This window comes from Croceibacterium sp. TMG7-5b_MA50, from assembly GCF_039830145.1.
Taxonomy (GTDB): Bacteria; Pseudomonadota; Alphaproteobacteria; order Sphingomonadales; family Sphingomonadaceae; genus Croceibacterium.
This window is the reverse complement of sequence record NZ_CP156082.1, coordinates 2,709,920-2,735,514: the sequence shown is the minus strand read 5'-3', so window position 1 is coordinate 2,735,514 and position 25,595 is coordinate 2,709,920. Positions and strand designations below refer to the sequence as shown.

Annotated in this window: 22 protein-coding genes; 13 read left to right on the top strand and 9 right to left on the bottom strand. The window is 67.9% G+C overall.

What is annotated here, in order from left to right:
• Positions 1-108 precede the first annotated feature (108 nt).
• Complete coding sequence (locus V5740_RS12765) at positions 109-780, bottom strand: glutathione S-transferase family protein (RefSeq protein WP_347302850.1); 672 nt, start codon at positions 778-780, stop codon at positions 109-111.
• A gap of 116 nt (positions 781-896) precedes the next feature.
• On the opposite strand from V5740_RS12765, the gene V5740_RS12760 reads away from it, so the two are divergent.
• Together V5740_RS12760 and V5740_RS12755 are read left to right on the top strand one after the other, a co-directional pair.
• A complete protein-coding gene (locus V5740_RS12760) occupies positions 897-1,595 on the top strand; it encodes a tRNA (guanine(46)-N(7))-methyltransferase TrmB (protein ID WP_347302849.1) in 699 nt (232 codons plus the stop codon).
• Positions 1,596-1,701: 106 nt separating this feature from the next.
• Positions 1,702-2,481, top strand: a complete 780-nt coding sequence (locus V5740_RS12755) for a sulfite exporter TauE/SafE family protein (protein ID WP_347302848.1) — start codon at positions 1,702-1,704, stop codon at positions 2,479-2,481.
• A gap of 24 nt (positions 2,482-2,505) precedes the next feature.
• Here V5740_RS12755 and V5740_RS12750 read toward each other — a convergent pair whose 3' ends face one another.
• On the bottom strand, positions 2,506-4,767 hold the full coding sequence (locus V5740_RS12750; RefSeq protein ID WP_347302847.1) for an NADP-dependent malic enzyme: 2,262 nt from the start codon (positions 4,765-4,767) through the stop codon (positions 2,506-2,508).
• A 78-nt stretch (positions 4,768-4,845) separates the two neighbouring features.
• Positions 4,846-5,418, bottom strand: coding sequence for an HNH endonuclease (locus V5740_RS12745; RefSeq protein WP_347304531.1), 573 nt, complete (start codon positions 5,416-5,418; stop codon positions 4,846-4,848).
• Positions 5,419-5,785: 367 nt separating this feature from the next.
• On the opposite strand from V5740_RS12745, the gene dksA reads away from it, so the two are divergent.
• The 5 genes from dksA to mutS all read left to right on the top strand — a co-directional run bounded on the left by dksA (position 5,786) and on the right by mutS (position 11,453).
• Complete coding sequence (gene dksA, locus V5740_RS12740; protein ID WP_347302846.1) at positions 5,786-6,244, top strand: RNA polymerase-binding protein DksA; 459 nt, start codon at positions 5,786-5,788, stop codon at positions 6,242-6,244.
• Between the two features lie 194 nt (positions 6,245-6,438).
• Positions 6,439-6,819, top strand: coding sequence for a PilZ domain-containing protein (locus V5740_RS12735; RefSeq protein ID WP_347302845.1), 381 nt, complete (start codon positions 6,439-6,441; stop codon positions 6,817-6,819).
• 71 nt (positions 6,820-6,890) lie between these two features.
• Positions 6,891-8,408, top strand: a complete 1,518-nt coding sequence (locus tag V5740_RS12730; RefSeq protein WP_347302844.1) for an ABC transporter substrate-binding protein — start codon at positions 6,891-6,893, stop codon at positions 8,406-8,408.
• A gap of 5 nt (positions 8,409-8,413) precedes the next feature.
• Positions 8,414-8,815, top strand: coding sequence for a DUF4112 domain-containing protein (locus V5740_RS12725; RefSeq protein WP_347302843.1), 402 nt, complete (start codon positions 8,414-8,416; stop codon positions 8,813-8,815).
• Between the two features lie 40 nt (positions 8,816-8,855).
• On the top strand, positions 8,856-11,453 hold the full coding sequence (gene mutS, locus V5740_RS12720) for a DNA mismatch repair protein MutS (protein WP_347302842.1): 2,598 nt from the start codon (positions 8,856-8,858) through the stop codon (positions 11,451-11,453).
• A 3-nt stretch (positions 11,454-11,456) separates the two neighbouring features.
• Here the strand turns inward: mutS and V5740_RS12715 are convergent, their stop codons facing one another.
• From V5740_RS12715 to V5740_RS12700, 4 genes are all read right to left on the bottom strand, one after another.
• Entirely contained in the window at positions 11,457-12,314 is an 858-nt protein-coding gene (locus V5740_RS12715; protein ID WP_347302841.1) for an aldose 1-epimerase, read from the bottom strand.
• Positions 12,311-13,048: an SDR family oxidoreductase gene (locus V5740_RS12710; RefSeq protein ID WP_347302840.1), complete on the bottom strand. Its 738-nt coding sequence runs from the start codon at positions 13,046-13,048 to the stop codon at positions 12,311-12,313. Before V5740_RS12710 ends, V5740_RS12715 begins: the two co-directional genes overlap by 4 nt.
• The gene (locus V5740_RS12705) at positions 13,045-14,181 is read right to left on the bottom strand and encodes a fumarylacetoacetate hydrolase family protein (RefSeq protein ID WP_347302839.1); all 1,137 of its coding nucleotides are present in this window, start codon (positions 14,179-14,181) and stop codon (positions 13,045-13,047) included. Before V5740_RS12705 ends, V5740_RS12710 begins: the two co-directional genes overlap by 4 nt.
• A gap of 144 nt (positions 14,182-14,325) precedes the next feature.
• Positions 14,326-15,129, bottom strand: a complete 804-nt coding sequence (locus V5740_RS12700) for a 2-keto-4-pentenoate hydratase (RefSeq protein ID WP_347302838.1) — start codon at positions 15,127-15,129, stop codon at positions 14,326-14,328.
• Between the two features lie 163 nt (positions 15,130-15,292).
• Here V5740_RS12700 and V5740_RS12695 point away from each other — a divergent pair, with 163 nt between their 5' ends.
• Genes V5740_RS12695 through V5740_RS12680 form a run of 4 tightly spaced genes read left to right on the top strand, consistent with a single transcriptional unit; the run spans position 15,293 to position 19,715 of the window.
• On the top strand, positions 15,293-16,321 hold the full coding sequence (locus tag V5740_RS12695) for a LacI family DNA-binding transcriptional regulator (RefSeq protein ID WP_347302837.1): 1,029 nt from the start codon (positions 15,293-15,295) through the stop codon (positions 16,319-16,321).
• 58 nt (positions 16,322-16,379) lie between these two features.
• Positions 16,380-17,150: a 2-dehydro-3-deoxy-D-gluconate 5-dehydrogenase KduD gene (gene kduD, locus V5740_RS12690; protein ID WP_347304530.1), complete on the top strand. Its 771-nt coding sequence runs from the start codon at positions 16,380-16,382 to the stop codon at positions 17,148-17,150.
• Positions 17,147-18,175 (top strand): sugar kinase, encoded by a 1,029-nt coding sequence (locus V5740_RS12685; protein WP_347302836.1) that lies wholly within the window; start codon positions 17,147-17,149, stop codon positions 18,173-18,175. Before kduD ends, V5740_RS12685 begins: the two co-directional genes overlap by 4 nt.
• Entirely contained in the window at positions 18,162-19,715 is a 1,554-nt protein-coding gene (locus V5740_RS12680) for a carboxylesterase family protein (RefSeq protein ID WP_347302835.1), read from the top strand. The genes V5740_RS12685 and V5740_RS12680 overlap by 14 nt, the downstream gene beginning before the upstream one ends.
• Positions 19,716-19,757: 42 nt before the next feature.
• Here V5740_RS12680 and V5740_RS12675 read toward each other — a convergent pair whose 3' ends face one another.
• Both V5740_RS12675 and V5740_RS12670 read right to left on the bottom strand, forming a co-directional pair.
• Positions 19,758-20,102: a cupin domain-containing protein gene (locus V5740_RS12675; RefSeq protein WP_347304529.1), complete on the bottom strand. Its 345-nt coding sequence runs from the start codon at positions 20,100-20,102 to the stop codon at positions 19,758-19,760.
• Positions 20,103-20,194: 92 nt separating this feature from the next.
• Entirely contained in the window at positions 20,195-21,535 is a 1,341-nt protein-coding gene (locus V5740_RS12670; RefSeq protein WP_347302834.1) for a pectate lyase, read from the bottom strand.
• 174 nt (positions 21,536-21,709) lie between these two features.
• On the opposite strand from V5740_RS12670, the gene V5740_RS12665 reads away from it, so the two are divergent.
• Together V5740_RS12665 and V5740_RS12660 are read left to right on the top strand one after the other, a co-directional pair.
• Positions 21,710-24,535 (top strand): TonB-dependent receptor, encoded by a 2,826-nt coding sequence (locus tag V5740_RS12665; RefSeq protein WP_347302833.1) that lies wholly within the window; start codon positions 21,710-21,712, stop codon positions 24,533-24,535.
• A gap of 10 nt (positions 24,536-24,545) precedes the next feature.
• Complete coding sequence (locus V5740_RS12660) at positions 24,546-25,559, top strand: alpha/beta hydrolase (RefSeq protein WP_347302832.1); 1,014 nt, start codon at positions 24,546-24,548, stop codon at positions 25,557-25,559.
• Positions 25,560-25,595 lie beyond the last annotated feature (36 nt).

The following is a 25,595-nucleotide window of genomic DNA, read 5'->3' as shown; positions in this document are numbered from 1 at the left end:
GCCGAATGGTAACGCAACCCTTCAACCGCAAGGCAGATGAGTAAGAGTGCAACGTTAACGATTACGACCGGAATTAACCTCGAGACTGCGGCCCATTGGCCACTGTCTTCAGGCGTTCACGTCGGCGTAGTGGCTGGCGCCGGGTACGCCTTCCATCTTCTCCAGCAGCAATGGGCGGAAGCTCGGCCGACTCTTCATGACGCGATACCAGCCATGCGCCCCCTCGTGCCCGCTCCAGTCCAGGCCGCCGAGGTAATCGGCGACCGACAATTGCGCGGCGGCGGCGAAATCGGCCAGGCTCAGCTGCGCGCCCGCCAGCCAGCGACGCGTGTCGACCAGCCAATCCAGATAGTCGAGATGTTCGTGCGCAGCCCGCATTGCGCCGCGCAGCGCCTGCGAATCTGGCGGCTGGCGCAGCACGATGCGCTTCGTCATCTTCTCGTGCAGCAGCGGGTGGACGACATCGGCGTACAGCACCTCGTCGAACAGGGCGACCAGCCGGCGGATCTCCGCCCGCGCCGCGGCGGTGCCAAGGATCAGCGGGCTGCGCTCCACCGTCTCCTCGAAATATTCGCAGATCGCCTGACTGTCGGCGAGGGCGAGGTTCTTCTCTTCCAGCCACAGCGCCGGCGTGCGGCGCGCGTGATTCACGTGGCCGAACAAGTCGGACGGATCCCAAGGGTGCTCCCGCAGGATCTCGTAGGCGACACCCTTCTCGCTCAACGCCAGGCGGACCTTGCGACTGAAAGGGCACAGGGGAAAGGCAAACAGCTGCCACATAGCCCCCGTCCCTGCCATGAAGCACGAGCCGGCGCCAGCACCGTTCATGCCGCCATGCCATTGCGGCACGCCGGGCGCTTGCACCCGGAGCAACGGCCCGTTAGCGGCGCGCTGCCATGACCGCCTACAAATCCGGTGATCCCACCACGCTGAACCGCCTTTACGGCCGATCCAAGGGCAAGGCGCTGCGCGACCGGCAGCACCAGTTGGTCGAAACGCTCCTGCCGCGGCTGGCGGTCCCGGCGGATGGTCCGGTGACGGCGCAGGCGCTGTTCGGCAGCGACGGGCCGCTGCATTTCGAGATCGGTTTCGGCGGCGGGGAGCACCTGGCCTACCGCGCCGACCTGCTGCCCGATCACCGCTTCATCGGGGCCGAGCCATTCCTGAACGGCGTCGCCACCGCGCTGGGCCATGTGGAGGACGGCGCCCTCGCCAATGTGCGGCTGCACCATGGCGATGCGCTGGAGGTGCTGGCGCGGGTGCCCGATGGTGCGCTGTCCTTCGCCTACCTGCTGCATCCCGACCCCTGGCCCAAGGCGCGCCATGCCAAGCGGCGGATGATGAATGACGGGCCATTGGACATGATCGCCGCCAAGCTGCGGCCGGGCGGCGAGTTCCGCTTCGGCACCGACCATCCGATCTACCTGCGGCACGCGCTGATGGTGATGCGCCGCCACACCCACCAGTTCGACTGGCTGGCCGAAGGTCCGCGATCGTTCCAGCAGCGGCCGGGCGGATGGTGCGAAACCCGGTACGAGGCCAAGGCGCGGGCGCAGGGACATGAGGTCTGGTATTTCCGCTATCGCCGGCGCTGATCCGACCTGACGATTTCGTTCCCGGTTCAGGCCCCAAGAAAAACTATCTTTCGCGCCCCGACCGCTCCCCGCAAACAGGTTCAAACATCACCAACATGGTAGACAAATGGATCTGAGCCTACTCGATTTCTCCACCATGCTGCCCTTCATCGCGGTCGGGTTCGCGGCGCAGCTGGTGGATGGCGCGCTGGGCATGGCGTTCGGGGTCATCTCCTCCACCCTGCTGGTCAGCGTGCTGGGTGTGCCGCCCGCGACGGCCAGCGCCGGCACGCATATCGTGGAAACCTTCACCACCGGCGTGTCGGGCATCAGCCATGCCTTGCACCGCAACATCAACTGGCGGCTGTTCGGACGGCTGCTGGTGCCAGGCGTCATCGGCGGCGCGCTGGGCGCCTATGTGCTGACATCCCTTGATGCGGGCATCACCCGGCCGTTCGTCATGGCATATCTTACCCTGATCGGGCTCTACCTGCTGTATCGCGGCTTCGGCTTCCCGCTGAAGCCCAAGGAGCCGCATATCGTGGAGCCGCTGGGCCTTGCCGGCGGGTTCCTGGACGCGGCGGGCGGTGGCGGCTGGGGGCCGGTGGTCACGTCCAACCTGCTGATCCAGGGATCGCCGCCGCGCACCACGATCGGCACGGTCAGCGCGACCGAGTTCTTCCTGACGATGACGATTTCCGCCAGCTTCCTGTGGCACCTGGGTACCGACGGCTTCGATGCCGAGTTCATGAACCCGGTCGCCGGCCTGCTGATCGGCGGCGTCGTGGCCGCGCCGTTCGGTGCGCTCGTGGCGAAGCGGGTGCCGGCCAGGAAGCTGATGATCCTGGTCGGGATTATCCTGACCGCCACCAGCGCCTACGGCGTCTACAGCGCGCTCACCGCCTGAGCGCGCCGTAACCGCCCGCGAGCGTCACCCCACCACGCCCGCGGCGGCCATCACCGCCAGGGTCAGCAGGTCGGGGGCGATCGCCGTCATCGGCGCGATCTGCACCGGCTTTTCCATGCCGAGCAGCACCGGGCCGATCGTGGCGTTGCCGCCCAGTTCGCGCAGCAGCTTGGCCGACAGATTGGCCGATTGCAGGCCCGGCATGATCAGCACGTTGGCGGGCGCCGACAGCCGGCTGAACGGATATTGCGCCATGACTTTGGGGTTCAGCGCGGCATCGGGCGCCATCTCGCCCTCATATTCGAAGCCGGGCTGTTCCGCATCCAACAGGTGGACCGCATCGCGGATGCTTTCGAGCCACTTGCCCGACGGATTGCCGAAGGTGGAGTAGGACAGGAAGGCGACGCGCGGCTCATGCCCCAGCCGCCGCGCAAAGGCGGCGGTTTCCCGCGCGATGTGGGCGAGCTGCGCCGCATCCGGGCGTTCGTTGATGGTGGTGTCGGCCAGGAATACGGTCGTGTTCTTGCCGATCATCGCATGCACGCCGAACGGCAGGTGCCCGGCCTTCGGGCCCAGCACCAGCTGCACCTCTCGCATGGTCTGGCCAAACGGCCGCGTGGTGCCGGTGATCATCGCATCGCCGACACCCAGCGCCAGCAGTAATGATGCGAACACGTTGCGATCCTGGTTCACCACCCGGCGCACGTCCCGCTCGGTATAGCCGCGGCGCTGCAAGCGGGCATAGAGGTGCTCCACCATGGCCGGCACGTGGAGCGAGGTGGCGCTGTTCTCGATCTCGAACTGATCGGGGAACGGGACGCCCAATTCCACCAGCTTGTCGCGCACGGCTTGGGTGCGGCCGACCAGCACCGGAGTGCCATAGCCGAAATCGCGGAACTGGATGGCGGCGCGCAGCACCACCTCCTCCTCCGCCTCGGCAAAGATCACCCGCTTGGGGTTCTTCTGCGCGTCCTCGTACACCTTGGTCAGAACGCTGGTGGTGGGGTTCAGCCGCGCCTTCAGCGAGTGGCGGTACGCGACCATGTCCTCGATCGGGGCCTGCGCCACGCCGCTGTCCATCGCCGCCTGCGCGACCGCCGCGCTGACCGTTTCCATCAGGCGCGGATCGAACGGCGCGGGGATGATGTATTCGGTGCCGAAGCGATGATTGCGGCCATAGGCGGCGGCAACCTCCTCCGGCACCTGGTCACGCGCCAGCGCGGCGATCGCCTCGGCCGCAGCGATCTTCATCTCTTCATTGATCGTGGTCGCCTGCACGTCCAGCGCGCCGCGGAAGATGAAGGGGAAGCCCAGCACGTTGTTGACCTGGTTCGGATAATCCGACCGGCCGGTGGCGATGATGGCGTCGGGGCGCACGGCCTTCGCCAGTTCGGGCCGGATCTCCGGCTCCGGATTGGCCATGGCGAAGATGATCGGCTTTGCCGCCATGTTCGCGACCCATTCGGGCTTCAGCGCGCCGGCGGCGGACAGGCCCAGGAAGATGTCGGCGCCCGCCAGCGCCTCCTCCAGCGTGCGGGCCTCGGTATCGATGGCGTGCGCGCTCTTCCACTGGTCCATCGACTGCGTGCGACCGCGATAGATCACACCGTCGAGGTCGAGCATGGTGACGTTGTCGTGCCGCACGCCCATCGCCTTGATCAGCGCCGCGCAGGCGATGGCGGCGGCGCCGGCGCCGTTCACCACCATGCGCACGTCCTTCAGGTCGCGGCCGGTCAGGTGGCAGGCGTTCAGCAGGCCGGCAGTGGCGATGATCGCGGTGCCGTGCTGGTCATCGTGCATCACCGGGATCTTCATCCGTTCGCGCAGCGCCTGCTCGATGATGAAGCATTCGGGGGCCTTGATGTCCTCCAGGTTGATGCCGCCGAAGGTCGGCTCCATCAGCGCGACGGCGTTGACGAAGGCGTCCGGATCCTCCGTCGCCAGTTCGATGTCGATCGAATCCACGTCGGCGAAGCGCTTGAACAGCACCGCCTTGCCTTCCATCACCGGCTTGCTGGCGAGCGCGCCCAGATTGCCCAGGCCCAGGATGGCGGTGCCGTTGGAGATCACCGCCACCAGGTTCGACCGGGCGGTGTACTTGGCGGCGCAGGCGGGGTCGGCGGCGATCGCCTGCACCGGGACGGCGACGCCCGGCGAATAGGCAAGGGAGAGATCCCGCTGGGTCGCCATCGGCTTGCTGGCGACGATCTCGATCTTCCCGGGGCGGATCGTCGAATGGTAGAACAGCGCTTCGCGTTCGGTGAAGCTGATATTGTTTTCGGACAAGCTATCTCTCCGTTCGGCTGTCCGTTAGCGCTGCCATCGCTCCGGGGGAAGGGGCGTATTCCACATGCTGGTACGCGATCAGTCCTCCAGCTCTACATCCCAGTAGAGCCAGTCGCGCCAGGTTTCGTGCAGATGGCCGGGCGGAAACGAGCGGCCGTGCTGCTGCAATTGCCAGCTGGTCGGCCGGTGCGGGCGCAGGCGCAATTGCATGCCGGCCTGTGCCGGGGTCCGGCCGCCCTTCTTCATGTTGCATGGCGCGCAAGCGGTGCTGATGTTCTCCCACGTGGTTCGCCCACCCAGCCGGCGGGGCACCACATGGTCGAACGTCAGATGCTTTCCGCTGCCACAATACTGGCAGGAGAAGCGGTCGCGTAGGAACAGGTTGAAGCGGGTGAAGGCCGGGAACTCGGACGGCCGCACGAACTGGCGCAGTGCGATGACGCTGGGAATCTTCATGTCGAGCGATGGCGAATGGACATGCCGGTCGTAGGAATCGACGATGTCCACCCGTTCCAGGAACACCGCCTTGATCGCCGTCTGCCAGGGCCACAGGCTGAGCGGATAGTACGACAGCGGCGTATAGTCGGCGTTCAGTACCAGAGCCGGACAATTTTCCAGCGAACGCGGCGCATCGTCCGGCCGGGCGCGCAGCGCGGTGGCGTGATCGATCAGTTCGGCCTTGAACACGGTTGCGGTGTCCTCCCTGATGTTACGGAAAGGACCACTTGCACCGGCAAGCGTCAACCCTGTTACACACTGACGATCCACAAAGGTGTGCACAGTTTATCCACAGCTTGCCGCACTGTGGACTTGGCGTGCGGTCTACATCTGTTCCGCTCCGCGCCTCGATGCATTGCCGCTTGTGCGCCCCTTTGGGCCCGCTTATAGGCGCGCCAGCCTGCACCGGGCGGGAGACGGGAAACAGGCGGGGGGCACGTTCGGGCACCCTTCCCGATCCTGAACCGGGCAGCGTCATGCGGCTGGGGCATGGCGGCGGGCGGGGCGGAGTGAGCGCATAATGGCCGCGATATCGGGCGACGACATCGACATCCTTGCCAAGGCCAAGCGGGCCCTGGACCGGGATTATGCCCCTGGCGACCATGAAGAATACATGTCGCCGCAACAGCTGAACTACTTTCGGGTCCTGCTGCTGGAATGGAAGCGGTCGATCCTGTCCGCGTCGGAAAACACGCTGCAATCGCTGCAGGACGGTCCGTTGCGGGAAGCGGACCTGACCGATCGCGCCAGCAGCGAGACCGACTGGGGCATCGAACTGCGCACGCGCGACCGGCAACGCAAGCTGATCGCCAAGATCGATTCTGCCCTGCGCCGCATCGACGAGGGCGAATATGGCTGGTGCGAAGTCACCGGGGAGCCGATCGGCATCAACCGCCTGATTGCCCGGCCGATCGCCACCATGACGGTGGAGGCGCAGCAGGCGCACGAGCGGCGCGAGAAGGTCAGCCGCGACGATTGATGCCTGCAGGACGCCCGAAAACGGCACAGTCCTGATCGCCGATGCGCAACCAGCCGCATGGCACCTGCAGCAATCGTTAACTATATGCCGGCATTGTGAGCCGGAGGAGGCGCCTGAACCGGCTGGGCAACGGTCCGCAAGCGGACAACGCATGCGAGTTGCCGCAGGGTCGTGCACGGGAGTACAAGTTCGCAATGACCAATGTCGACACACGCCAGGTCCAACGTGACAGCTTGTTTCTGCTCGCACGGCTGCGGGTGGAGGAAGGCGGTACGGAGACCGAGTACCAGGTGCGGGTTCGCAACCTGTCGGCCGGCGGCATGATGGCCGAGGCGCCGGTGGACGTCGTCCGCGGCATGGCGATCAGTGTGGAGCTGCGCAATATCGGCTGGATTCGCGGAACCGTCGCTTGGCGGCAGGCGAACCGTTTCGGCATCGCCTTCACGCACGAGATCGATCCGTCGGTCGTGCGCGTCCCGGTCGGCAACACGGCGGAGTTGGAAAGCCCGCGCTATACCCGCACGCCCGCCGCGGCGAAGCCGACGGTCGATCCCAGCAAGCTGCGCCGCGTCTGACCGGCAAGTCGCCCGGCACGCGCGGCTGGGTGGTTGAACGTACCGTCATGCGTCCGTAAGCCGGACGCATCGTGCTGCCGCAGCCTGTCCTTCGCCTTTCGTGCCTGCTGCTTGCCCCCGCGCTGCTGCTGGGCGGCTGTCGTGGCGATAACGAGGGCGCGCTGGACATCGCCTTCGTGGACCAGGGCGGCAATGCCGGCGGCGGGGCGGCGACCGCGCGCGATCTTCGCCTGACGTCCGCCGCCGCGCACATGCGGGCGGCGACCGAATCCGGGCTGGTGACGCTCAATGCCGCGGGGGAGGTCGTGCCAGCGCTGGCCGATCGCTGGATCGTGACGGAAGACGGCCTGTCCTTCATCTTCCGTCTGCGCGAAGGGCAATGGCCGGACGGCACCGATCTCACCGCAGAGAGCGTCCGCCGCCGCCTGCGAGCCGCGCTGCGCCGGCTGGACGGGACGCCGCTCGGCCTCGATCTTGCAGGTGTGGAGGAGGTGCGCGCCATGGCGGGGCGGGTCGTCGAACTGCGCCTGGCCGCGCCGATGCCCTATCTGCTGCAGATGCTGGCCCAGCCCGAAATGGTGCTGCTGCACGAAGGCGGCGGCACCGGCGACATGCTGCTGCAGCAGCAGGGCCGATCGGCGGTACTGGTGATGCGCCCGCCGGAACTGCGCGGCTTGCCCGAAGAAGTGGACTGGAACGAGCATGTCCGCCCGCTGCTGCTGCAGCCGATGACCATGGGACAGGCATTGTCCGGCTTTGCCGAGGGGACGATCGACGTCGTGCTCGGCGCCGGGATCGCCGAATGGCCGCTGGCCAGCACCGGGCCGTTGTCGCGCGGGACAGTGCGGCTGGATCCGGTCGTCGGTCTGTTCGGCCTGCAGGTCCGCCGGTCCGAAGGGCTGCTGGCAACCGATCTGGGGCGGGAGGTGCTGGCGCTGGCTATCGACCGGGCTGCGCTGATCGAGCAATTGGGCATCGGCGGGTGGACACCCACCACCCGGATGGTCGCGCCCGATCTGCCAGGGGATGCAGGGCTGGTGGGGGAACGGTGGGCCGGCACCACGCTGGCCGCGCGGCAGGCGGCAGCCGCGCTGCGGGTCGCCCGGTGGAGTGCCGGCAATGGCGGGCAGCGGCCACGTCTGCGGCTGGCGCTGCCCGCCCCCTCCGCCGATCTGCCCGGCCTTGATCGCCTGTTCGCCGCCCTGGTCAGCCAGATGGGCGCAGCCGGCATTGTGCTGGAACGCGGCACACCCGGCGACCCGTCGGCGGACCTGATGCTGGTGGACCGCGTCGCCCGCTACGCCGCGCCCGAATGGTTCCTGCACCAGTTCGACTGCCGCGTGCAGCGCAGCGGCGGGCTGTGCGTCTCGGCCGCGGACGCCCTGGTGGCCGATGCGATGGCGGCGGCCGATCCGGCCACCAGAGCACAATTGCTGGCGCAGGCGGAAGAGACGCTGACCGCGGCGAACGTCTTCATTCCCTTCGGCCAGCCGATCCGCTGGTCGCAGGTGCGCAGCAACGTGACCGGCTACACCCCCAATGCCTGGGGCTTCCACCCCTTGCCGCCGATGGCCCAGATCAACAGATAGGGACCATGGAAACCCAGCGCCCCCGCCCCATGCCGCTTCCCACCGGCCGTGACCCGCATTCGGTGCGCGCACGGGTGGAGGCGATGGAACGGGTGCTGGAACGCAGTTTCACGATTCCCGGCATCAACCGGCCGGTCGGGCTCGACGCGATCATCGGTCTGGTGCCGGTCGCCGGCGATCTGATCGCCGCGGCCATGGGATCGTATCTGATATGGGAAGCCCGCAATCTGGGCATGTCGCGCTGGCAATTGACGCGCATGGCGGGCAATGTCGCAGTCGACGGCGCGATCGGTCTGGTCCCGATCGCGGGCGACCTCCTCGACCTCGCCTTTCGCTCCAACACCCGCAACCTGCGCATCATCCGCAAGCATCTCGACAAGCACCATCCGGTAATCGAGCAGCGCTGAGGCTTTTCCCACAAGCGCGGAGCGGGTAGCGGCGGGGGCAATGGCCGACACCCCAACCCCGATGATGGCACAATACCTCGCCCTGAAGGCGGAGGCGGGCGAATGCCTGCTGTTCTACCGCATGGGCGATTTCTTCGAATTGTTCTTCGACGATGCGCGAGTCGCCGCGCAGGTGCTGGACATCGCGCTGACCAGCCGCGGCGAACATGACGGCGCGCCTATCCCGATGTGCGGCGTTCCCGTGCATTCCGCCGAAAGCTACCTCGCCCGGCTGATCCGCGCGGGCAACCGTGTGGCGATCGCGGAACAGGTGGAAACGCCGGAGGAGGCGAAGAAGCGCGGCGGGTCCAAGGCGCTGGTCGCGCGCCAGATCATCCGCTTCGTCACGGCGGGCACCCTGACGGAAGAGGCGCTGCTGGAACCCCGCCGCGCCAACCTGCTGGTGGCGCTGGCGGCGCAGCGTGACCGGATCGGCATCGCCGGCATCGACATCTCCACCGGCCGCATGGAACTGGAGGATTGCGCCGCCGCCGACCTGCCCGCCGCGCTCGCCCGTCTGAGCCCGAGCGAGGTGCTGGCGGTCGAGGGGATGGAGGACGCGCCCGCCGGCAGCATCGTCCGCCCTCGCACCGCCTTCACCAGCGAGGAGGGCGAGCGGCGGCTGCGCAGCGCCCATGGCGTGGCGACGCTGGATGGCTGGGGCAGCTTCACCCGGCCGATGCTGGCGGCAGCGGGCGGCCTGCTCGCCTATCTGGACCATGTGGGTCGCGGCACGCTGCCGCTGCTGCTGCCCCCCGTGGCGCGCGCCGCCACCGGCACGCTGTTCATGGATGCGGCGACCCGCGCCAGCCTGGAACTGACGGAAGCGCAGGGTGGGGGCCGGGCGGGATCGCTGCTGGCCAGCATCGATCGCTGCGTCACCGGCGCCGGCGCACGCCTGCTTTGTGAGGATTTGTCCGCCCCGCTGGCCGAGCGCACGGGGATCGAGGCGCGGCTGGACCTGGTACACTGGTTCAGCGCCGATCCGCTCGGCCGGGCGGACTTGCGGGTGGCGCTGCGTTCCCTGCCCGATATCGGCCGCGCGCTGGGGCGCATCGTCGCCGGGCGCGGCTCCCCCCGCGATCTTGGCCAATTGCGCGATGGGTTGTGCGAGGCGGCGTGGATCGCCGGTTTGCTGGGGCCGCGGCCAGACCACCCGCCGCTGCTGCGCCAGCTGCTGCCGGCGCTGGGTGGGCACGAACTGCTGACGGATCTGCTCGCCCGCGCGCTGGTCGCTACCCCGCCGACGGAACGGGGCAGCGGCGGCTTCATCGCGCCGGGCTATGACGCGGCGCTGGATGCCCTGCGTGCCACATCGGGCGATGCCCGCCGCGCGATCGCCGCGCTGGAGGCCCGTTATCGCGACGAGACCAACATCGCGGCGCTGAAGATCCGCCACAACGGCGTGCTCGGCTATTTTATCGAGGTGCCGACCCGCCATGGCGAGGTGCTGCTGCACGGCGAAGGCGGCTTCACGCACCGGCAGACCACCGCCAACGCGATGCGCTTCAATTCGCTGACACTGCACGAGGAGGCGAGCCGCATCGCAGAGGCCGGCGGCCGCGCGCTGGCGGCGGAGGAGGCGCATTTCGAGGAGCTGATCGAGCGGGCCAGCGCCGCCAGGCAGCAGATCGCGGAGACCGCCGCCGCACTCGCCCGACTGGACGTCGCCTCCGCCCTCGCGGAACGCGCAGCGGAAGGTGGCTGGACCCGGCCTGTTCTGGCGGACGATCCGTGCCTGGCGATTGCAGGCGGCCGGCACCCGGTGGTGGAAGATGCGCTGGGCAAGGCGGGGGAGCGGTTCGTCGCCAATGATTGCCAGCTTTCCGCGGACGATCGCCTGTGGCTGATCGGTGGCCCCAACATGGGCGGCAAGTCCACCTTCCTGCGCCAGAACGCGCTGATCGCGGTGCTGGCGCATTGCGGCAGCTTCGTGCCCGCGACCTCCGCCCGCATCGGCCTGATCGACCGGCTGTTCAGCCGGGTGGGCGCGGCGGACAATCTGGCGCGCGGGCGATCGACCTTCATGGTAGAGATGGTGGAGACCGCCGCGATCCTGTCCCAGGCCACGGAGCGCAGCTTCGTGATCCTGGACGAGGTCGGGCGCGGCACCTCCACCTATGATGGGCTGGCACTGGCCTGGGCGGTGGCGGAGGCGATCCACGGCATCAATCGCAGTCGCTGCCTGTTCGCGACGCACTATCACGAGATGGCGCGTCTTGCCGAGAGCTGCGAGGCGCTAAGCCTCCACCATGTTCGCGCTCGCGAATGGAAGGGCGATCTGGTCCTGCTGCACGAGGTCGCGCCGGGGGCAGCCGACCGGTCCTACGGCATCGCGGTCGCGCGCCTCGCGGGCGTGCCCGCCCCGGTGCTGAAGCGGGCCAAGGGCGTGCTCGCCCGGCTGGAGAAGGGCCGGGCGGAAACGGGCGGGTTGGCGGCGGGTCTGGGCGAACTGCCGCTGTTCGCCGCCGCGCTGGAGGCGGCGGAGGAACGCAGCGATGCCCTACGTGACCGGTTGAACGGCCTCGACATCGATGCGCTGAGCCCACGCGAGGCGCTGGATCTGCTGTACGAATTGCGCCGGCTGGCGGGGGAGTAGCGGCTATTCGTCCGGCACCGTCAACGTCATGCTGACGGTGCGGGTGGCGCCGGGCGCCAGCAGCGCCATGCCTTCGCGGTTGATGGCGTCGGGCAGGTGGCTGACCGGCTCCAGGCAGAAGAACGCGCCTGCCGGTGGGCGATAGAGGTGGCAGTCGGTCGCGCCATCTGTCGCAAGGCGCACCGTGTGGTCATGCTGGCCGATCACCGCCTGCCCGTTCCACCCGGAAAAACTGTTGTCGATCAGCGTGTCGCCGCGCACCGCCGCCCCGGCCGCCCAGTCGCCGAAGCGTTTCGCCGGAACCGCATCGGTGCGCAGGTCCTGCCCGTCCGCCAGCCAAGCCTGTTCCGCATGGAAAGTCAGGCGCGTGGCCTCGGCGCACGGGAAATAGGGGTGCAGCCCCACACCGGCGGGGACCGGCTGTTCCGCCATGGACTGCATCGTCAGTTCCAGCGAGAACCGGTCCGGCGCTAGCGTCAAGCGCTGCTCCGCCCGGAACGGCCAAGGCCAGTGCTCGTCACCTGTATGGGTGTGCGTCAGCAGCGCCGTATCGCTCCCCGCCTCCGCCACGTCCCACCCGCGCAGCCAGGCCGTGCCGTGCAGCGTGTGTGGATGATCCGGCTGGAAGTTGCGCGGCAGCGTGTACTCCGCACCGCCGAAGGCGAAGTGGCCGTCCGCGATGCGATTGGCGTATGGCACCAGCGGGAAGCAGGCAGTTTCCAGCACGTGATCGGCAGCGGCACCGCCGGTCCGCAGCACGGCGCGGCCGTCATGCTCCAGCGCGCCGATGCTGCCGCCGATGGCCGGCAGCAGCACCATCCGCCAGCCATGCGCCGCAAGTTCCATCGCCGGCGCGCTCACCGCCAGCCGGCGTCCACGAAGTAGCTGTGGCCGGTCACCAGCCGCGCATCGTCCGAGGCCAGGAACAGCACCATGGCGGCGATGTCGTGCGGCAGCAGCCGCCCATCCATGCATTGCGCCGCCACGATCTCCGCCTCGCCTTCGGGCGTGTACCATTGCAGCTGCCGCGGGGTGCGGACATTGCCGGGGATCACACTGGTGACACGGATGTTGTCGCGCCCGAAATCGCGCGCCATGCTGCGGGTCAGCCCCTCGATCGCGGCCTTGCAGGTCTGATAAAGCGGCAAATCCGGCAGGCCCAGGTGCCAGGAGATCGAGCCCAGATTGACGATCACCCCGCCGCCCGCCTCCTGCATGGCGGGGATCACCGCCTGCGCGCAGAAGAAGGTGTGCTTCAGGTTCACCGCGATGCGGTTGTCCCAGTACTCCTCCGTCACATCGGCCACTTCGTGCCGGTCATCGTTGGCGGCATTGTTGACCAGCACGTCGAAGGGCCCGTGCCGCGCGATCGCCTCTTTCAGCTGGCCGATCTGCGTCAGGTCCACCCGCTCGAACACGGGCTTGCCATCCAGCCGCGCCACCAGCTCCTGAGATTCAGCCTCCGCGATGTCGAAGAAGGTGACATGCGCGCCCTGCCGCACGAAGCCTTCGACCAGGCCCGCCCCAATGCCGGAGCCGCCGCCCGTCACCAGCACGCGTTTGCCGGCAAGGCTGGGATAGGTCGCCGTGCTCATGCCGCACCCGCCCGCTGCCGCGCGGCGAGCGTGCGGAACAGGTCGCGGATGCCGAAGCTCCACGGCGCGGCATCCGCGGACGTGGTGACCGGGTTCTCCAGCGTGCCGAGCCGCGGCGTGGTGATCCGCACCACATCACCCACCTTGTGCGTGAAGCCGCGCCCGGCATCGTCGCGGTCCTGCACCGGCGCGAACAGCGTACCCAGGAACAGCACGAAGCCGTCGGGATACTGGTGTTCGGACAGCGTCTGCTTGACCAGGTTCAGCGGATCACGGCTGATCTGCGACATGGAGCTGTGCCCGTGCAGGCGGTAGCCTTCGGGCCCGTCGATCACCAGGTCGAGTTCCGCATTGCGGACATCGTCGATGGTGAAGCCGTCATCAAACAGGCGCACGAACGGCCCGATGGAGCAGGAGGCGTTGTTGTCCTTCGCCTTGCCCAGCAGCAGCGCGCTGCGCCCTTCGAAATCGCGCAGGTTGACGTCGTTACCCAGCGTGGCGCCGATAACGTCGCCCGCGGCATTGGCCACCAGCACGATCTCCGGCTCCGGGTTGTTCCAGTGGGAATCGCTGCGGATGCCGACCTCGGCGCCCCAGCCGACGCTCGACAGGACGGGTGCCTTGGTGAACACCTCCGCATCCGGGCCGATCGCGACCTCCAGATATTGCGACCACATGCCGGCTTCGATCAGCGCGGCCTTCAGCCGGGCGGCGGATTCGCTACCCGGCTCCACGCTGCGGATACCCCCGCCCACGCGTTCCTCCAGCTCTGCCCGGATTGCCGCGGCAGCGCCGGCATCGCCCCGCGCGCGTTCCTCGATCACACGCTCGATTGCGGAGACCGCGAAGGTGACGCCGCAGGCCTTCACGCATTGCAGATCGATCGGGGCGAGCAGTTCGTAGGGGCCACCGCCGATTGTCAGGTCCTCGACCGCGCACAGAAGCGGGCCGGAGACACCGACGGGATCGGCCAGGTCGAACAGGTCGGCGCTGGTCGGCGCGGTGGCCGACACGTCGAACACCTGCCCGCCGCGCACGATGACCGGCACCGGCCCATCCGCCAGCAGCACGCGCCCGGCCAGCACAGCCCCGGCGTGGTCGTCCGGCAGCGAAGCCGGATCAAAAGCCCTCATTCACCCTCTCCCAACAGTGCGGCTGCCCCGCGGCAGCGATCCCGTGAATAGTAGGAGGTTTGATAACGCTATCACCAACGCGCCTCAACAGGTAATCGTCGCTCGCAACGTCTGATACTGGTTGTTGACCCTGTGAGCGGCTGATCAGCCGACCCGCATCTCCACCTCGCCGGCGCCGGCAAAGGTCGCGCGAACCTGCGTGCCTGCGGCAACCTCGTGCACGCCGGTCACCGCACCGGTCGACACCCACCAGCCGGCCTGCGGCGTGATGCCGCGTGCCGCCAGGTTCGCCAGCAGGAAGCGGATCGCGCCGAACGGCCCGTCCAGCATCGTGGCGGTAGTGGCGGTGGCGACGAGGTCATCGTCGAACAGCACGGCCACCTCGATCTCGTCCAGGCGGTCCCACTCGGCCTCGGCCAGAACCGGGCCCAACACCAGGCCGTGATTGTTGCCGTGGTCGGACACGGTGACGCACGGCCCGTCGGCATTAATGCCCGCCCAGGGGGAGGAGGCGAGCTCGATCCCGAGACGCACCTGATCGACCCATCCGCGTGCCTCGGCATTCGTGGCCGGCGGCTGCGTCGCGCCGGCCGGCGGGGCCAGGCGCAGCATGAACTCCGCCTCCGCCGCGGCGAAGCCGCCGGCGAAGATGGGCAGCGACAGACCGGACGTCGCTTCGAAGATCGTATCGGTGAAGATCGGCCCGGCCAGTCGGTCGGCACCGAGGCGTTCCTGATGCTGCGGGGGTACCTTGCCGACCTTCCAGCCGCCGATTGCCCGGTCGCCCCACAGTTCCAGCGCCTGGTCCTGGATAGCGTAGGCTTCCGCCAGCGTCTCCGGCCGCTCGCCCGGATAGGCCGGCAGCGAGATGCCCTCGCGCCGGGCATCGACAAAGGCGCGCGCGATTTCGGTCGCACCGGTGGTTGCGCTGATCTGGTCGCCGCTCATGGCGGAATGTCCCTTCCCGTCCGTCAAACTTATGCCACGGCAGATGACGCAGCCGGAAACCGGTGTCAAAATCTTTGTTGGGCGATTGGCAGTTCAACAATGCCGATTGTGGATCGGTCATTGCCGCGGCTATGACCATGCCGGAGGGGAGAACGGCACTGCCATGAGCAAGGGTCAGCCGACAATCAATGACGTTGCGCGGGTCGCCGGCGTGTCCAAGAAGACGGTCAGCCGCGTCATCAACGCCTCCCCCCTGCTGCGTACCGACACGCGGGAGCGGGTGAACCAGGCCATTGCCGAGCTGGGCTACGTCCCCAATCCGCAGGCGCGCGCACTGGCGCTCCGGCGCAATTTCCTGATCGGACTGCTGCACGACAATCCCAATGCGCAGACGGTGCTGAACGTGCAGGAAGGCGTGCTCGACGTGATCCGCGACACCGATTTTGCGCTGGTCGTGCGCCCGGTCGATCGCCACTCGCCGACGCTGGTGGACGATTGCCGCCGCTTTATCGAGCGCCAGCGGCTGTATGGCGTGCTGTTCCTGCCGCCGATCAGCGAGAATGACGATCTTGCCCGCATGTGCCAGCAGGTCGGCTGCGGCTACGTCCGGATGGGCTCAGCCCAGCTGGACGAAAGCGCGCACATGGTCGGCTCCAACGATCAGGAGGCCGTCGCCGCCGCAGTCGATCATCTGGTTGCGGAGGGGCATCGCCGCATCGCGCTGATCCTGGGGCCGCAAGGCTTCCGGTCCGCGCATGAACGCGCAATTGGCTTTCGCGAGGCGATGGCCCGCCACGGTCTGCCGGTCCCCGGCGAATACGTCGCACCGGGCAATTACCGATTCGATTCCGGCGTGCTCGCCGCGCAGCAATTGCTGGGCGTCGATCAGCCGCCGACCGCCATCTTCTGCTCAAACGACGAAATGGCGGCGGGCGCCCTCCATGCTGCCCAGCGTCGAGGGTTGGAGGTGCCGGGCGACCTGTCGCTGATCGGTTTTGACGATTCCCCGATCGCCAAGCATATCTGGCCGCCGATGACGACGGTGCGCTGGCCCATCACGCTGATGGCGCGGGCCGCCGCGGTGAAGCTGATCCAGCCCGACCGGGCAGCGGACGAGCCGAGCCGCTTCCCCGCCGATCTGGTGCAGCGCGCCTCCGTCCAGCCGCCCGTTCCGGGCGGTCCGGCGGGTTGATCTGACCCGGCGAACACGCCTACACTGTCTGTGACACCGGTTTCCTTGGAGTGAATGGATTATGGCTTTGTTTGACCTGACCGGCCGCGTGGCGCTGGTCACCGGTGCCAATACGGGCATTGGGCAAGGCATCGCGCTGGCGCTCGCCGCCGCCGGGGCCGACATCGCCGCCGTCGGCCGCAGCGCGGCGGAGGAAACAGCCGCCAAGGTGCGTTCGATGGGCCGCCGGTGCGAACTGGTCGGCGCCGACCTCAGCTCCACCGCCCCGGTCGCGGGCGTGGTCGACACGGTGGCGTCGAAGTTCGGCCGCATCGACATCCTGGTCAACAATGCCGGCATCATCCGCCGCGCGGACTCGCTGGACTTCACCGAAGCCGATTGGGACGCGGTCATGGACACCAACCTGAAGGTGCTGTTCTTCCTGTGCCAGGCGGCGGCGCGCCACATGACCGGCTGGGCCAGCCAGACGGGCGAGCGTGGCAAGATCATCAACGTCGCCAGCCTGCTGTCCTTCCAGGGCGGCATCCGAGTCCCCAGCTACACCGCCAGCAAGAGCGGCGTGGCCGGCCTGACCAAGCTGCTGGCGAACGAGTGGGCGGCCAAGGGCATCAACGTCAATGCCATCGCCCCCGGCTACATCGCCACCAACAACACCGCCGCGCTGCAGGCGGACGAGACGCGCAACCGGCAGATCCTGGAACGTATCCCCGAAGGGCGCTGGGGCGCGCCGGAGGACATCGGCGGCGCCGCCGTGTTCCTGGGCAGCAAGGCGGCCGATTACGTGCAGGGTCAGGTCCTGGCGGTCGATGGCGGCTGGATGGGCCGGTGAGCAACCAGTCCGCCGCCCCACACGCTCCGGTCGTCACCTTTGGCGAGTTGCTGCTGCGCCTGACCCCGCCGGGTCAGGTGCCGCTGGCGCGCACGCCGTTGCTGGGCATCGATGTCGGCGGGGCGGAGGCGAACGTCGCCATCGCCTTGTCCTCCCTCGGCCGGCCGGTGCGCGCGGTCAGCCTGGTGCCGGACAATCCGCTGGGCCGCATGGCAAGCGGGGCGCTGGGATCGGCGGGCGTGGACATCAGCCGCATCGCCACGGGACCCGGGCGCATGGGGTTGTACTTCTTCGAACAGCCGTCCGGCCCGATCGCGGGCCGTGTGACGTATGACCGGGCCCACAGCGCCTTCGTCGCGGCGACGCCCGACCAGTTCGATTTCGCCGGCGCGCTGGATGGCGCGGCCTTGCTGCACATCTCCGGCATCACCCCCGCTCTCGGGCCGGGCGGCGTGGCGCTGGCGCAGGCGGCGGTGGATGCGGCGAATGCGGCGGGCGTGCCGATCTGCTTCGACGGCAATTACCGGTCGAACTTGTGGTCCGCCTGGGACAGCAATCCGCGCGAGATCCTGACCGGCCTCGTCCGCGAGGCAGAGGTGCTGATCGGCAATCACCGCGACATCTCGCTGCTGCTGGGCGAACAGTTCAGCGGCGATGGGCCCGACCGGCGGCGGCAGGCGGCGGAGGCGGCGTTCGATGCTTTCCCGAAGCTCAAGTTGATCGCCTCCACCGCGCGCCATGTCGCCGCCGCCTCCACGCACGAACTGGCGGCTCGGGTCGATCTTCGGAACGACCACTGGCAGACCGACGACATGCGGATCGAGAACATCGTCGACCGTATCGGCACCGGCGACGCCTTCGCCGCGGGCCTGCTGCTGCGCTACCTGGAAGGGGCCTCTGCCCGCGAAATGGCGCGCAGCGCGCTGGCCATGGCGGCGATGAAGCACGGCGTGCCGGGCGACACGATTGCAATCACGCGGGCGGAGCTGGACGCCTTCGACGGCGGCGGCGATGTCCGCCGCTGACGGCATCAGCCGCCGCGCGGTAATCGCCGGCGGCGTGGCCGGCGCAGCGCTGGCAGCAGGTCCGGCACTGGCGCAGCGGCTCGGCCGCTCCGTCCGGGCAGGACGCTACACCGGGCTGGTCGACCGCGGCGTACCTGCCTTTCTCGGCATCCGCTTTGCCACGGCGGCGCGCTGGGCACCTCCCGTTGCGGTGCCTTCCTCTACGGAGCGGCTGACGGCCACCGCCTTCGGCCCGATCGCGCCGCAGCAGGGCCAGACGGACGAGCCGCAGAGCGAGGATTGCCTGTACCTCAACGTCTGGACGCCGGAGATCGCGCCCGCGGCCAGGCGGCCGGTGATGGTCTACTTCCATGGCGGCGCCTACACCACCGGCACGGTCACCGACCCATTGACCCAGGGGCCGCACCTGGCAGCGGATGGCGATGTGGTCGTGGTGACGGTCAACCAGCGGCTGAACGTGCTCGGCTATGGCTGGCTGTCCCCATGGAGCGAACGCTTCCGCGACAGCGGCAATCTGGGGCAGCTGGACCTGATCTGCGCGCTAAAGTGGGTGCGCGACAACATTGCCGCGTTCGGCGGCGACCCCGCCCGCGTGATGGTGTTCGGCCAGTCGGGCGGGGGCGCGAAGATCGCCACGCTGATGGCGATGCCCGCCGCCGCCGGCCTGTTCCACGCTGCCGCCACCATGAGCGGGCAGCAGGTCACCGCCACCGGACCTGCCAACGCCACCGCACGGATGCGCGCCTTCATGGCGAAGGTCGGCGTGGCCGAAGGCGGCACCGACGCGCTGCTGGCCATGCCGGTGGAACGATTGATGGAAGGTTTGCAGGCGGAGGACCCGATCCGCGGCGGGCGGGTCTATTTCGGCCCGGTGCTCGATATGGTGCACTTGCCGCGCCACCCCTTCTGGCCCGATGCGCCGGCGCAGTCGCACGACATTCCCATGATCCTGGGCAACACGCATGACGAGACACGCGCCTTCATCAATCCGCGCGGGCCGGTGTTGCAGGGCCTGACCTGGGACAATCTGGCGGAGCGGCTGGCGTCCAACATCATCATCGACCTCGATCCGTGCTGGGTCGCGGCGCAATATCGCGCACAGTATCCTGACTGGACAGTGGAGCAGGCGTTCTACGCCGCGACTACCGCCGGGCGCAGCTGGCCGGGCCAGGTGCTGGAGGCGGATGCGCGCGCCGCCGCCGGGGCGGAGAAGACCTGGGTCTACCAGCTCGACCGCCCATCCCCCGTCGATCCGCTGCGCGGGGCCGCGCATACGGACGACATACCCTACGTCTTCGGCACGCTGGAAGCGAAGGGCAGTTTCTCCGGCAATGATGCCCGTGCACGGGAGATCAGCCGGCGGATGATGGGCGCATTCACCGGGCTCGCCCGTACGGGCCAAGTGGACTGGCAGCCCTACACCTTGCCCGATCGGCAAACTCTGGTCGTCGGGCAGGAATCCATCGCTGCTGTCAGCGATCCGCGCCGGTGGGAGCGGGAGCTATGGGCCAAGGCGCCCTACATCCAGCCAGGCACCTGAAAATCGACGGGCACCCCGGTCAGCCCCGGAGTGCCCGTCCACTCACTTCTTCACCGGATAGGCGATGATCAGCGATAGTGGCTCCTCGCCCACCTGACGGATGCCGACCACGGCGCCATCGTACAGGTAGGCCGTCATGCCGGGGGTCAGCGTCGCCTCCACCCCGTCGGAGATCACCACACCTTCGCCGACGGTGACGTAATACACCTCGTCATGCGCGATCGGGTGTTCGCCGATGGCGGCGCCCACGTCCAGCACACGGCGGCGGAACTCCATGGTGCGCGGCTGCGGCGCCGCATCGCTGATGCGATACGATGTGGACATGCCGATCGCGCCGTGGGGCACTGGCTCGCGCTTCTCCACATCCGCCTCTCGCACCACCACCATCGGCGGGGCGGAGGATGCGGCAGGCGCCGCGGCATGGTCCTGCGCCACGGCAGGGCTGGCGAGCAGGGCCAGCAGCGGTGCGAACCGGCGCATCAGCGTGACTCCCGCATGGCCCGGTCGCGGGGCGACAGATGTTCCTGCGCGCCTTCCTTTTGGCCCGGATAGACGCCGTTCTTCGGCCGCATCGTGGCAAGGTCCCAGTCGCGGTCCACAAACGGGGCAGCGGTCGGCGCGATCGTGGGATAGCCGCCCACCTCGACCTCGCTGTCGATCACGTCGCCCCGCCCTTCGGCGATGAAGTACAGCACGCGCACTTCCTGCGGCCCGCGATCCCATGGCCGCGCGCCCGCCGTGGCGAGCACCGTAGTCTCGACATCGGCGGCGGGCATGATGTCGTACCCTGCCAGGCTGGCCAGCGGCTGCGGCGCCTCGATCAGCTTGGCCGCCGTGTTGCCGTACCGGCCGAAGGCGGGCAGCGGGTTGCCGTGCAGGTCCACCGCGATGTTGTCGCTGGCATGATAGGCGAGGTCCCCCACGCCGCCCAGCATCAGGAACGGCATGTTCTCGTCCGTGTCGTTGCCGCCGCGCAGGACGTTGCCGACCGCGGTGATCTCCCCGGTGACAGGCTCGTGTCCCGCCCACTCAAGGTCCATCAGGTTGTAGTGCACCGCGCGGTGCTGCGGGTTGTAGATCAGGTTGTTGACCATCAGCACCTGGGCCCCGCCCTTCACCAGCGGGCTGCGCTCCACATTGTGGGCCCAGATGTTGCGGTCGAACACGATGCCGGTGGCATTGTCGTGGATCAGCGAACCTTTCGAATGCTCCCCCTTGGGGTGGGTGGAGTTCGCCAGGCCTTCCGCCGCCAGGTTCAGGCGGAACACGATATCGTGGCTGGTGCCCTCCCGCCATTCCTCCACCGTGTCGCCGGTGAAGCGCGGGCCGCTGGCGGACATGTTCTCGTCCACCGCCCACAGGAACGTGTTGTTCTCCACCACCACATTGTACGCGCCCACGGTGGAGAAGCTGTCCGCCTCCCACCCGCTCAGCAACGGTTCGCCGTTCGATCCGTTGAGGATGCGCATGTTGGACAGGATCACGTCATGCGTGGTCACGTCGATCCCGCCGCGCATCAGGGTGATGCCGGGAGATGGCGCGGTCTGGCCCGCGATCGTGACGAAGGGTTCGGTGATGGTGAGCGATGACTTTTCCAGGTCGATCGCGCCGGCGACCTCGAACACGATGATCCGCTTGCCCTTGGTCGCCAGCGCTTCCGCCAAGCTGCCGGGGCCGTCCTTCGCTAGGGTGGTCACGCGGATGATCCGCCCGCCAGTGCCGCCCTGGGTCGGATCGTCCGGATGGGCCGCTGCGGGCAGGCTGCAGAGCACGCCGGTTATGGCGGCTGCGGACAGGCTCAATCTTGCAAAGATGTTCATGGCATTCTCCCGCCGTCAGTCTTGACAGCGACGGCAGCACCGGACAAGACCAAATGACACCGGTTTCCGAAAAGACCGGGTGAATGGAGCGTGGCGGATGTCCTGGGAGCGTGGCCGAAAGGCCCATTGCATCCCTTTTCTAATGACACCGCTAGTACAAGTGGGATGCATATCATGAACAAGCGGGTATTCACGGGCAAGCTCAAGGCTGCGTTGCTGCTGGGCAGCGCAATCTCGCTGCCGCAGGTCGCGCAGGCGCAGCAGGAAGTCACGCCGGGCGCGTCCGTGCAGCAGGACGAGACAGACGAGGTGGTGGACGCCGCCGCCGGGAACGAGATCGTCGTCACCGGCTTCCGGCAGGCGCTGGACGCCGCCATCGCCGCCAAGCGGCAGTCCGCCAGCCAGGTCGACGTGATCGTGGCGGAGGATATCGCGAAGTTCCCCGACACCAACCTCGCCGAATCACTGCAGCGCGTGCCGGGCGTGTCCATTCAGCGCGAGGCTGGCGAAGGGCGTGCGATCACCGTGCGCGGCCTGGGGCAGCAGTTCACCCGCGTGCGCGTGAACGGGATGGAGGCGGTCGCCACCGCCACCGCCGATGCCGGCGCAAACCGTGAACGCGGCTTCGACTTCAACGTCTTCGCGTCCGAACTGTTCAGCAGCCTGGTTGTCCACAAGACTGCCGAGGCGTCGCTGGACGAAGGATCGCTGGGCGCGGTGGTCGACCTCAACACCGGCAACCCGCTGGCGCTCGACACCGGCTTCAGCGCCGTCGCGTCCGCCCAGGTCCGCTACAACGATCTCAGCGAAGATGCCGGGCCGCGGCTCGCCGGCCTGATCGGCTGGACGAACGAGGACGGCACCTTCGGCGTTAGCGCGTCGGCCGCCTATTCCCAGTACAAGACCAGCGAACTCGGCAACAATTCCGTGCGCTGGACGCAAGGCGCGTTCCGCTCCGTCGGCGGATCGTCGTGCTATACCGGCACCACCTACACGCCCAACAGTGCGTGCAACGCCGTTGGCCTCGCCTTTCACCCGCGCATTCCGCGTTACGGCGCGGTGGAGCATGACCGTGAGCGGCTGGGCCTGACGGGTTCGGTCCAGTGGGCCCCAACCGATCGCACCAAGCTGTCGGTCGATGGCCTGTATTCGACTTTCAAGGCCAGCCGTGACGAATATTGGGGCGAGGTGCTGTTCCGTTCCAACGAGCGGACCATCGATGTCGTCGATTACGAAATCGATGCGGACAACAACCTGATCTCCGGCACGTTCAACAATGCCTGGGTGCGGACCGAGCGTTACCAGCGCGAGAGCGAGACGAAATTTCACCAGGTCTCCGCACGGCTGGAGCACGAACTCAGCGACACGGTGAAGATTGACCTGCTGGGCGGCTTCTCCAAGTCGGAAGCGCCGATCACGCGCGAGGCGACGATCATCTTCGATGACCGTGACTTCAACGGCTACAGCTACGATTACAGCGACATGGACAACCCGCAGCTAAGCTTCGGGAACAACGGGATCAGCAATCCCGCGCAGTTCCAGCTGGCTGAGTTCCGTGATCGCCCATCCGAAACCACCAACAAGTTCCGCACCGTGTCCGGGAATATCGACTGGCAGGCGACGCCGGAGCTGAACTTCGAGGTGGGCGGCGTGTATCGCCGGTTCGACTTCGACACGATCGGCTATCGCGCGGACAGCACCTATTGCGCGGCCTACGCCTGCGCCCCGGGTCAGTACGGCCTGCCGGTGACCGCCGATATTGCCGAGCTGTTCCAGCTGGGCAGCGCGGGACAGCCGGCCGGCAACACTAATGAATGGGTCGTGCCGCTGCTCGGCCCCGCGGCCGATGCGGTCAATCTGTTCGGCCGCGATCCCGCCGCCTTCCCCGGCGATACCCGTTCCGTGCGGGAGGAGACAACAGGCGGCTATGTCCAGGCGAACTGGGACAGCGACTTCTTCGGCCTGCGCTTCACCGGTAATCTGGGCCTGCGCTATGTCCGCACGGACCAGTCGTCCACCGGCTTCGTCGGCACGCAGCAGGTAACGGTCGAGCGTGACTATGATGATTTCCTGCCGGCGTTGAACGCCAATCTGTTCCTGACCGACGACCTGATCCTGCGCGGCGCGATGAGCCGGGTCATCACCCGTCCGTCGCTGGGGGCGCTGACGCCGGGCGGATCGGTCGATCCGTTCAACTTCCGCATCACCACCGGCAACCCGTTCCTGGAGCCGTTCCGGGCCATGGCCTATGACGCGGCGCTGGAATGGTACTTCGCCCCCGGTGCGCTGGCCTCCGTCGCTGTCTTCTCCAAGGAGATTGACAACTTCCCGATCGCCGGCAGTCAGAACGGCACCTTTGCCGACAGCCAGTTGCCGACATCGCTGCTGACCCCGGGGACACCGCTGTACGAGGCGATCGTCGGCGGCACGAACATCAACGTGCCGATCGAATATCGCACGCAGATCAACAATCCCGGCGGCAGCCTGCGCGGCGTGGAGTTCTCACTCAACTTGCCGTTCAGCGTGTTCACCGACAGCACGTTCCTCGGCGGCTTCGGCGTGCTCGGCAACGTCACGCTGATCGACAGCGACGTGGACTACACCGTTCCGTCCGCCGGCACAGGCCTTGACCGCAGCGGCAACCCGACCGGCATCTCGGAGGTGTATACCCGTCCGCTGCTCGACATGGCGAAGAAGGCGGCGAACGGCACCCTGTACTGGGAGAACGACAAGATCTCCATTCGCACCTCGCTCGCCTGGCGGGACGAGTACATCGACGGCGTCAGCGGCAACCGCAACGTGTTCGAAGGGTTCGAGGACATCCTGAACGTCGATGCATCGGTCCGCTACAACCTGACCGAACAGGTGTCGCTGACGGTCGAGGGTACCAACCTGACGGACGCGGCGCGCAAGCGCTGGGTGGATGATTTCACCCGCCGCAATTATGAGAACAACCGCTTCGGCCGCATCATCATGGCCGGCGTACGCGTCCAATTGTAAAAACGGGAGAATGACGATGGCCTCCACCGACCGCCGATCGCTGCTGGCAGCAAGCCTGGCATTGTCGGCTGGGGCCATCGTCACCCATTCCGCCGCCGGAGCGCAGGCTACCGCGCCCGGCAGCGACCTGCCGGTGCCGACACCTGATCCGGCGGAGGTGATCGAATTATGGCCCGGCGGCGTGCCCGGCGCGCCCGATCCGCTGCCGGCGGAAAAGATCACGCAGCGTTCGACCGACCCGGCCTTGTCGGACCGTTACGTCGAGCGGACCGCCACGCCGCGCATGGTGGTGTTCCGGCCGCAGCAGCCGAACGGCGCCGCCGTGCTGCTGACGCCCGGCGGCGGCTATTCCCGCGTGGTGATCGACAAGGAAGGGTACGAGCTCGCCCGCTGGATGAATGCGCGCGGCTTCACGGCATTCGTCCTGTTCTATCGGTTGCCCGGTGATGGCTGGCAGAACCGCGCAGACGCGCCGCTGGCCGACGCGCAGCGCGCCATCCGGCTGATCCGCCACCGCGCGGCCGAATACGGCGTCGATCCCGAACGGGTCGGCGCGATGGGCTTCTCCGCCGGCGGACATCTGTGCGCCGACCTGTCGACCCGCTTCGCCCACCCGGCCTACCAGCCGATCGACGCGGCGGACCGGCTGTCCGCCCGCCCTTCCGCGGCGGCGCCGATCTATCCGGTCATCTCCATGGACCCGGCAATCGCCCATGCCGGATCGCGCGACCTGCTGTTGGGGCCGAACCCCTCACCGGAACTGGAGGCGGCGCATTCGCCAGACCGTGTCGTGCTGGCCGATGCGCCGCCGTTCTTCCTGCTCCACGCGGAAGACGACAACGTCGTGCCCGTCGCCAACACGCTGCGCCTGCGGGAGGCGCTGAAGACAGCAGGTGTCCGGGTGGAAACCCATCTATTCGAGGTCGGCGGCCACGGCTTCGGCCTGCGCGGCACGACCGGCAAGCCGGTAGAGATCTGGCCCGAACTCTGGCGCGCCTGGGCGCGCACTACACCACTGGGTTGATGGAGACGAGAATGCAGACCGATCGCCGTTCCCTGT

Bases quoted from the DNA above. Each gene is read 5' to 3' on its own strand.
- V5740_RS12765 (WP_347302850.1), bottom strand. From the start codon at position 780: ATGTGGCAGCTGTTTGCCTTTCCCCTGTGCCCTTTCAGTCGCAAGGTC.
- V5740_RS12705 (WP_347302839.1), bottom strand. From the start codon at position 14,181: ATGAGGGCTTTTGATCCGGCTTCGCTGCCGGACGACCACGCCGGGGCT.
- dksA (WP_347302846.1), top strand. From the start codon at position 5,786: ATGGCCGCGATATCGGGCGACGACATCGACATCCTTGCCAAGGCCAAG.
- V5740_RS12700 (WP_347302838.1), bottom strand. From the start codon at position 15,129: ATGAGCGGCGACCAGATCAGCGCAACCACCGGTGCGACCGAAATCGCG.
- V5740_RS12735 (WP_347302845.1), top strand. From the start codon at position 6,439: ATGACCAATGTCGACACACGCCAGGTCCAACGTGACAGCTTGTTTCTG.
- V5740_RS12725 (WP_347302843.1), top strand. From the start codon at position 8,414: ATGGAAACCCAGCGCCCCCGCCCCATGCCGCTTCCCACCGGCCGTGAC.
- V5740_RS12710 (WP_347302840.1), bottom strand. From the start codon at position 13,048: ATGAGCACGGCGACCTATCCCAGCCTTGCCGGCAAACGCGTGCTGGTG.
- V5740_RS12670 (WP_347302834.1), bottom strand. From the start codon at position 21,535: ATGAACATCTTTGCAAGATTGAGCCTGTCCGCAGCCGCCATAACCGGC.
- mutS (WP_347302842.1), top strand. From the start codon at position 8,856: ATGGCCGACACCCCAACCCCGATGATGGCACAATACCTCGCCCTGAAG.
- V5740_RS12665 (WP_347302833.1), top strand. From the start codon at position 21,710: ATGAACAAGCGGGTATTCACGGGCAAGCTCAAGGCTGCGTTGCTGCTG.
- V5740_RS12660 (WP_347302832.1), top strand. From the start codon at position 24,546: ATGACGATGGCCTCCACCGACCGCCGATCGCTGCTGGCAGCAAGCCTG.
- V5740_RS12680 (WP_347302835.1), top strand. From the start codon at position 18,162: ATGTCCGCCGCTGACGGCATCAGCCGCCGCGCGGTAATCGCCGGCGGC.
- V5740_RS12755 (WP_347302848.1), top strand. From the start codon at position 1,702: ATGGATCTGAGCCTACTCGATTTCTCCACCATGCTGCCCTTCATCGCG.
- V5740_RS12760 (WP_347302849.1), top strand. From the start codon at position 897: ATGACCGCCTACAAATCCGGTGATCCCACCACGCTGAACCGCCTTTAC.
- V5740_RS12675 (WP_347304529.1), bottom strand. From the start codon at position 20,102: ATGGTGGTGGTGCGAGAGGCGGATGTGGAGAAGCGCGAGCCAGTGCCC.
- V5740_RS12695 (WP_347302837.1), top strand. From the start codon at position 15,293: ATGAGCAAGGGTCAGCCGACAATCAATGACGTTGCGCGGGTCGCCGGC.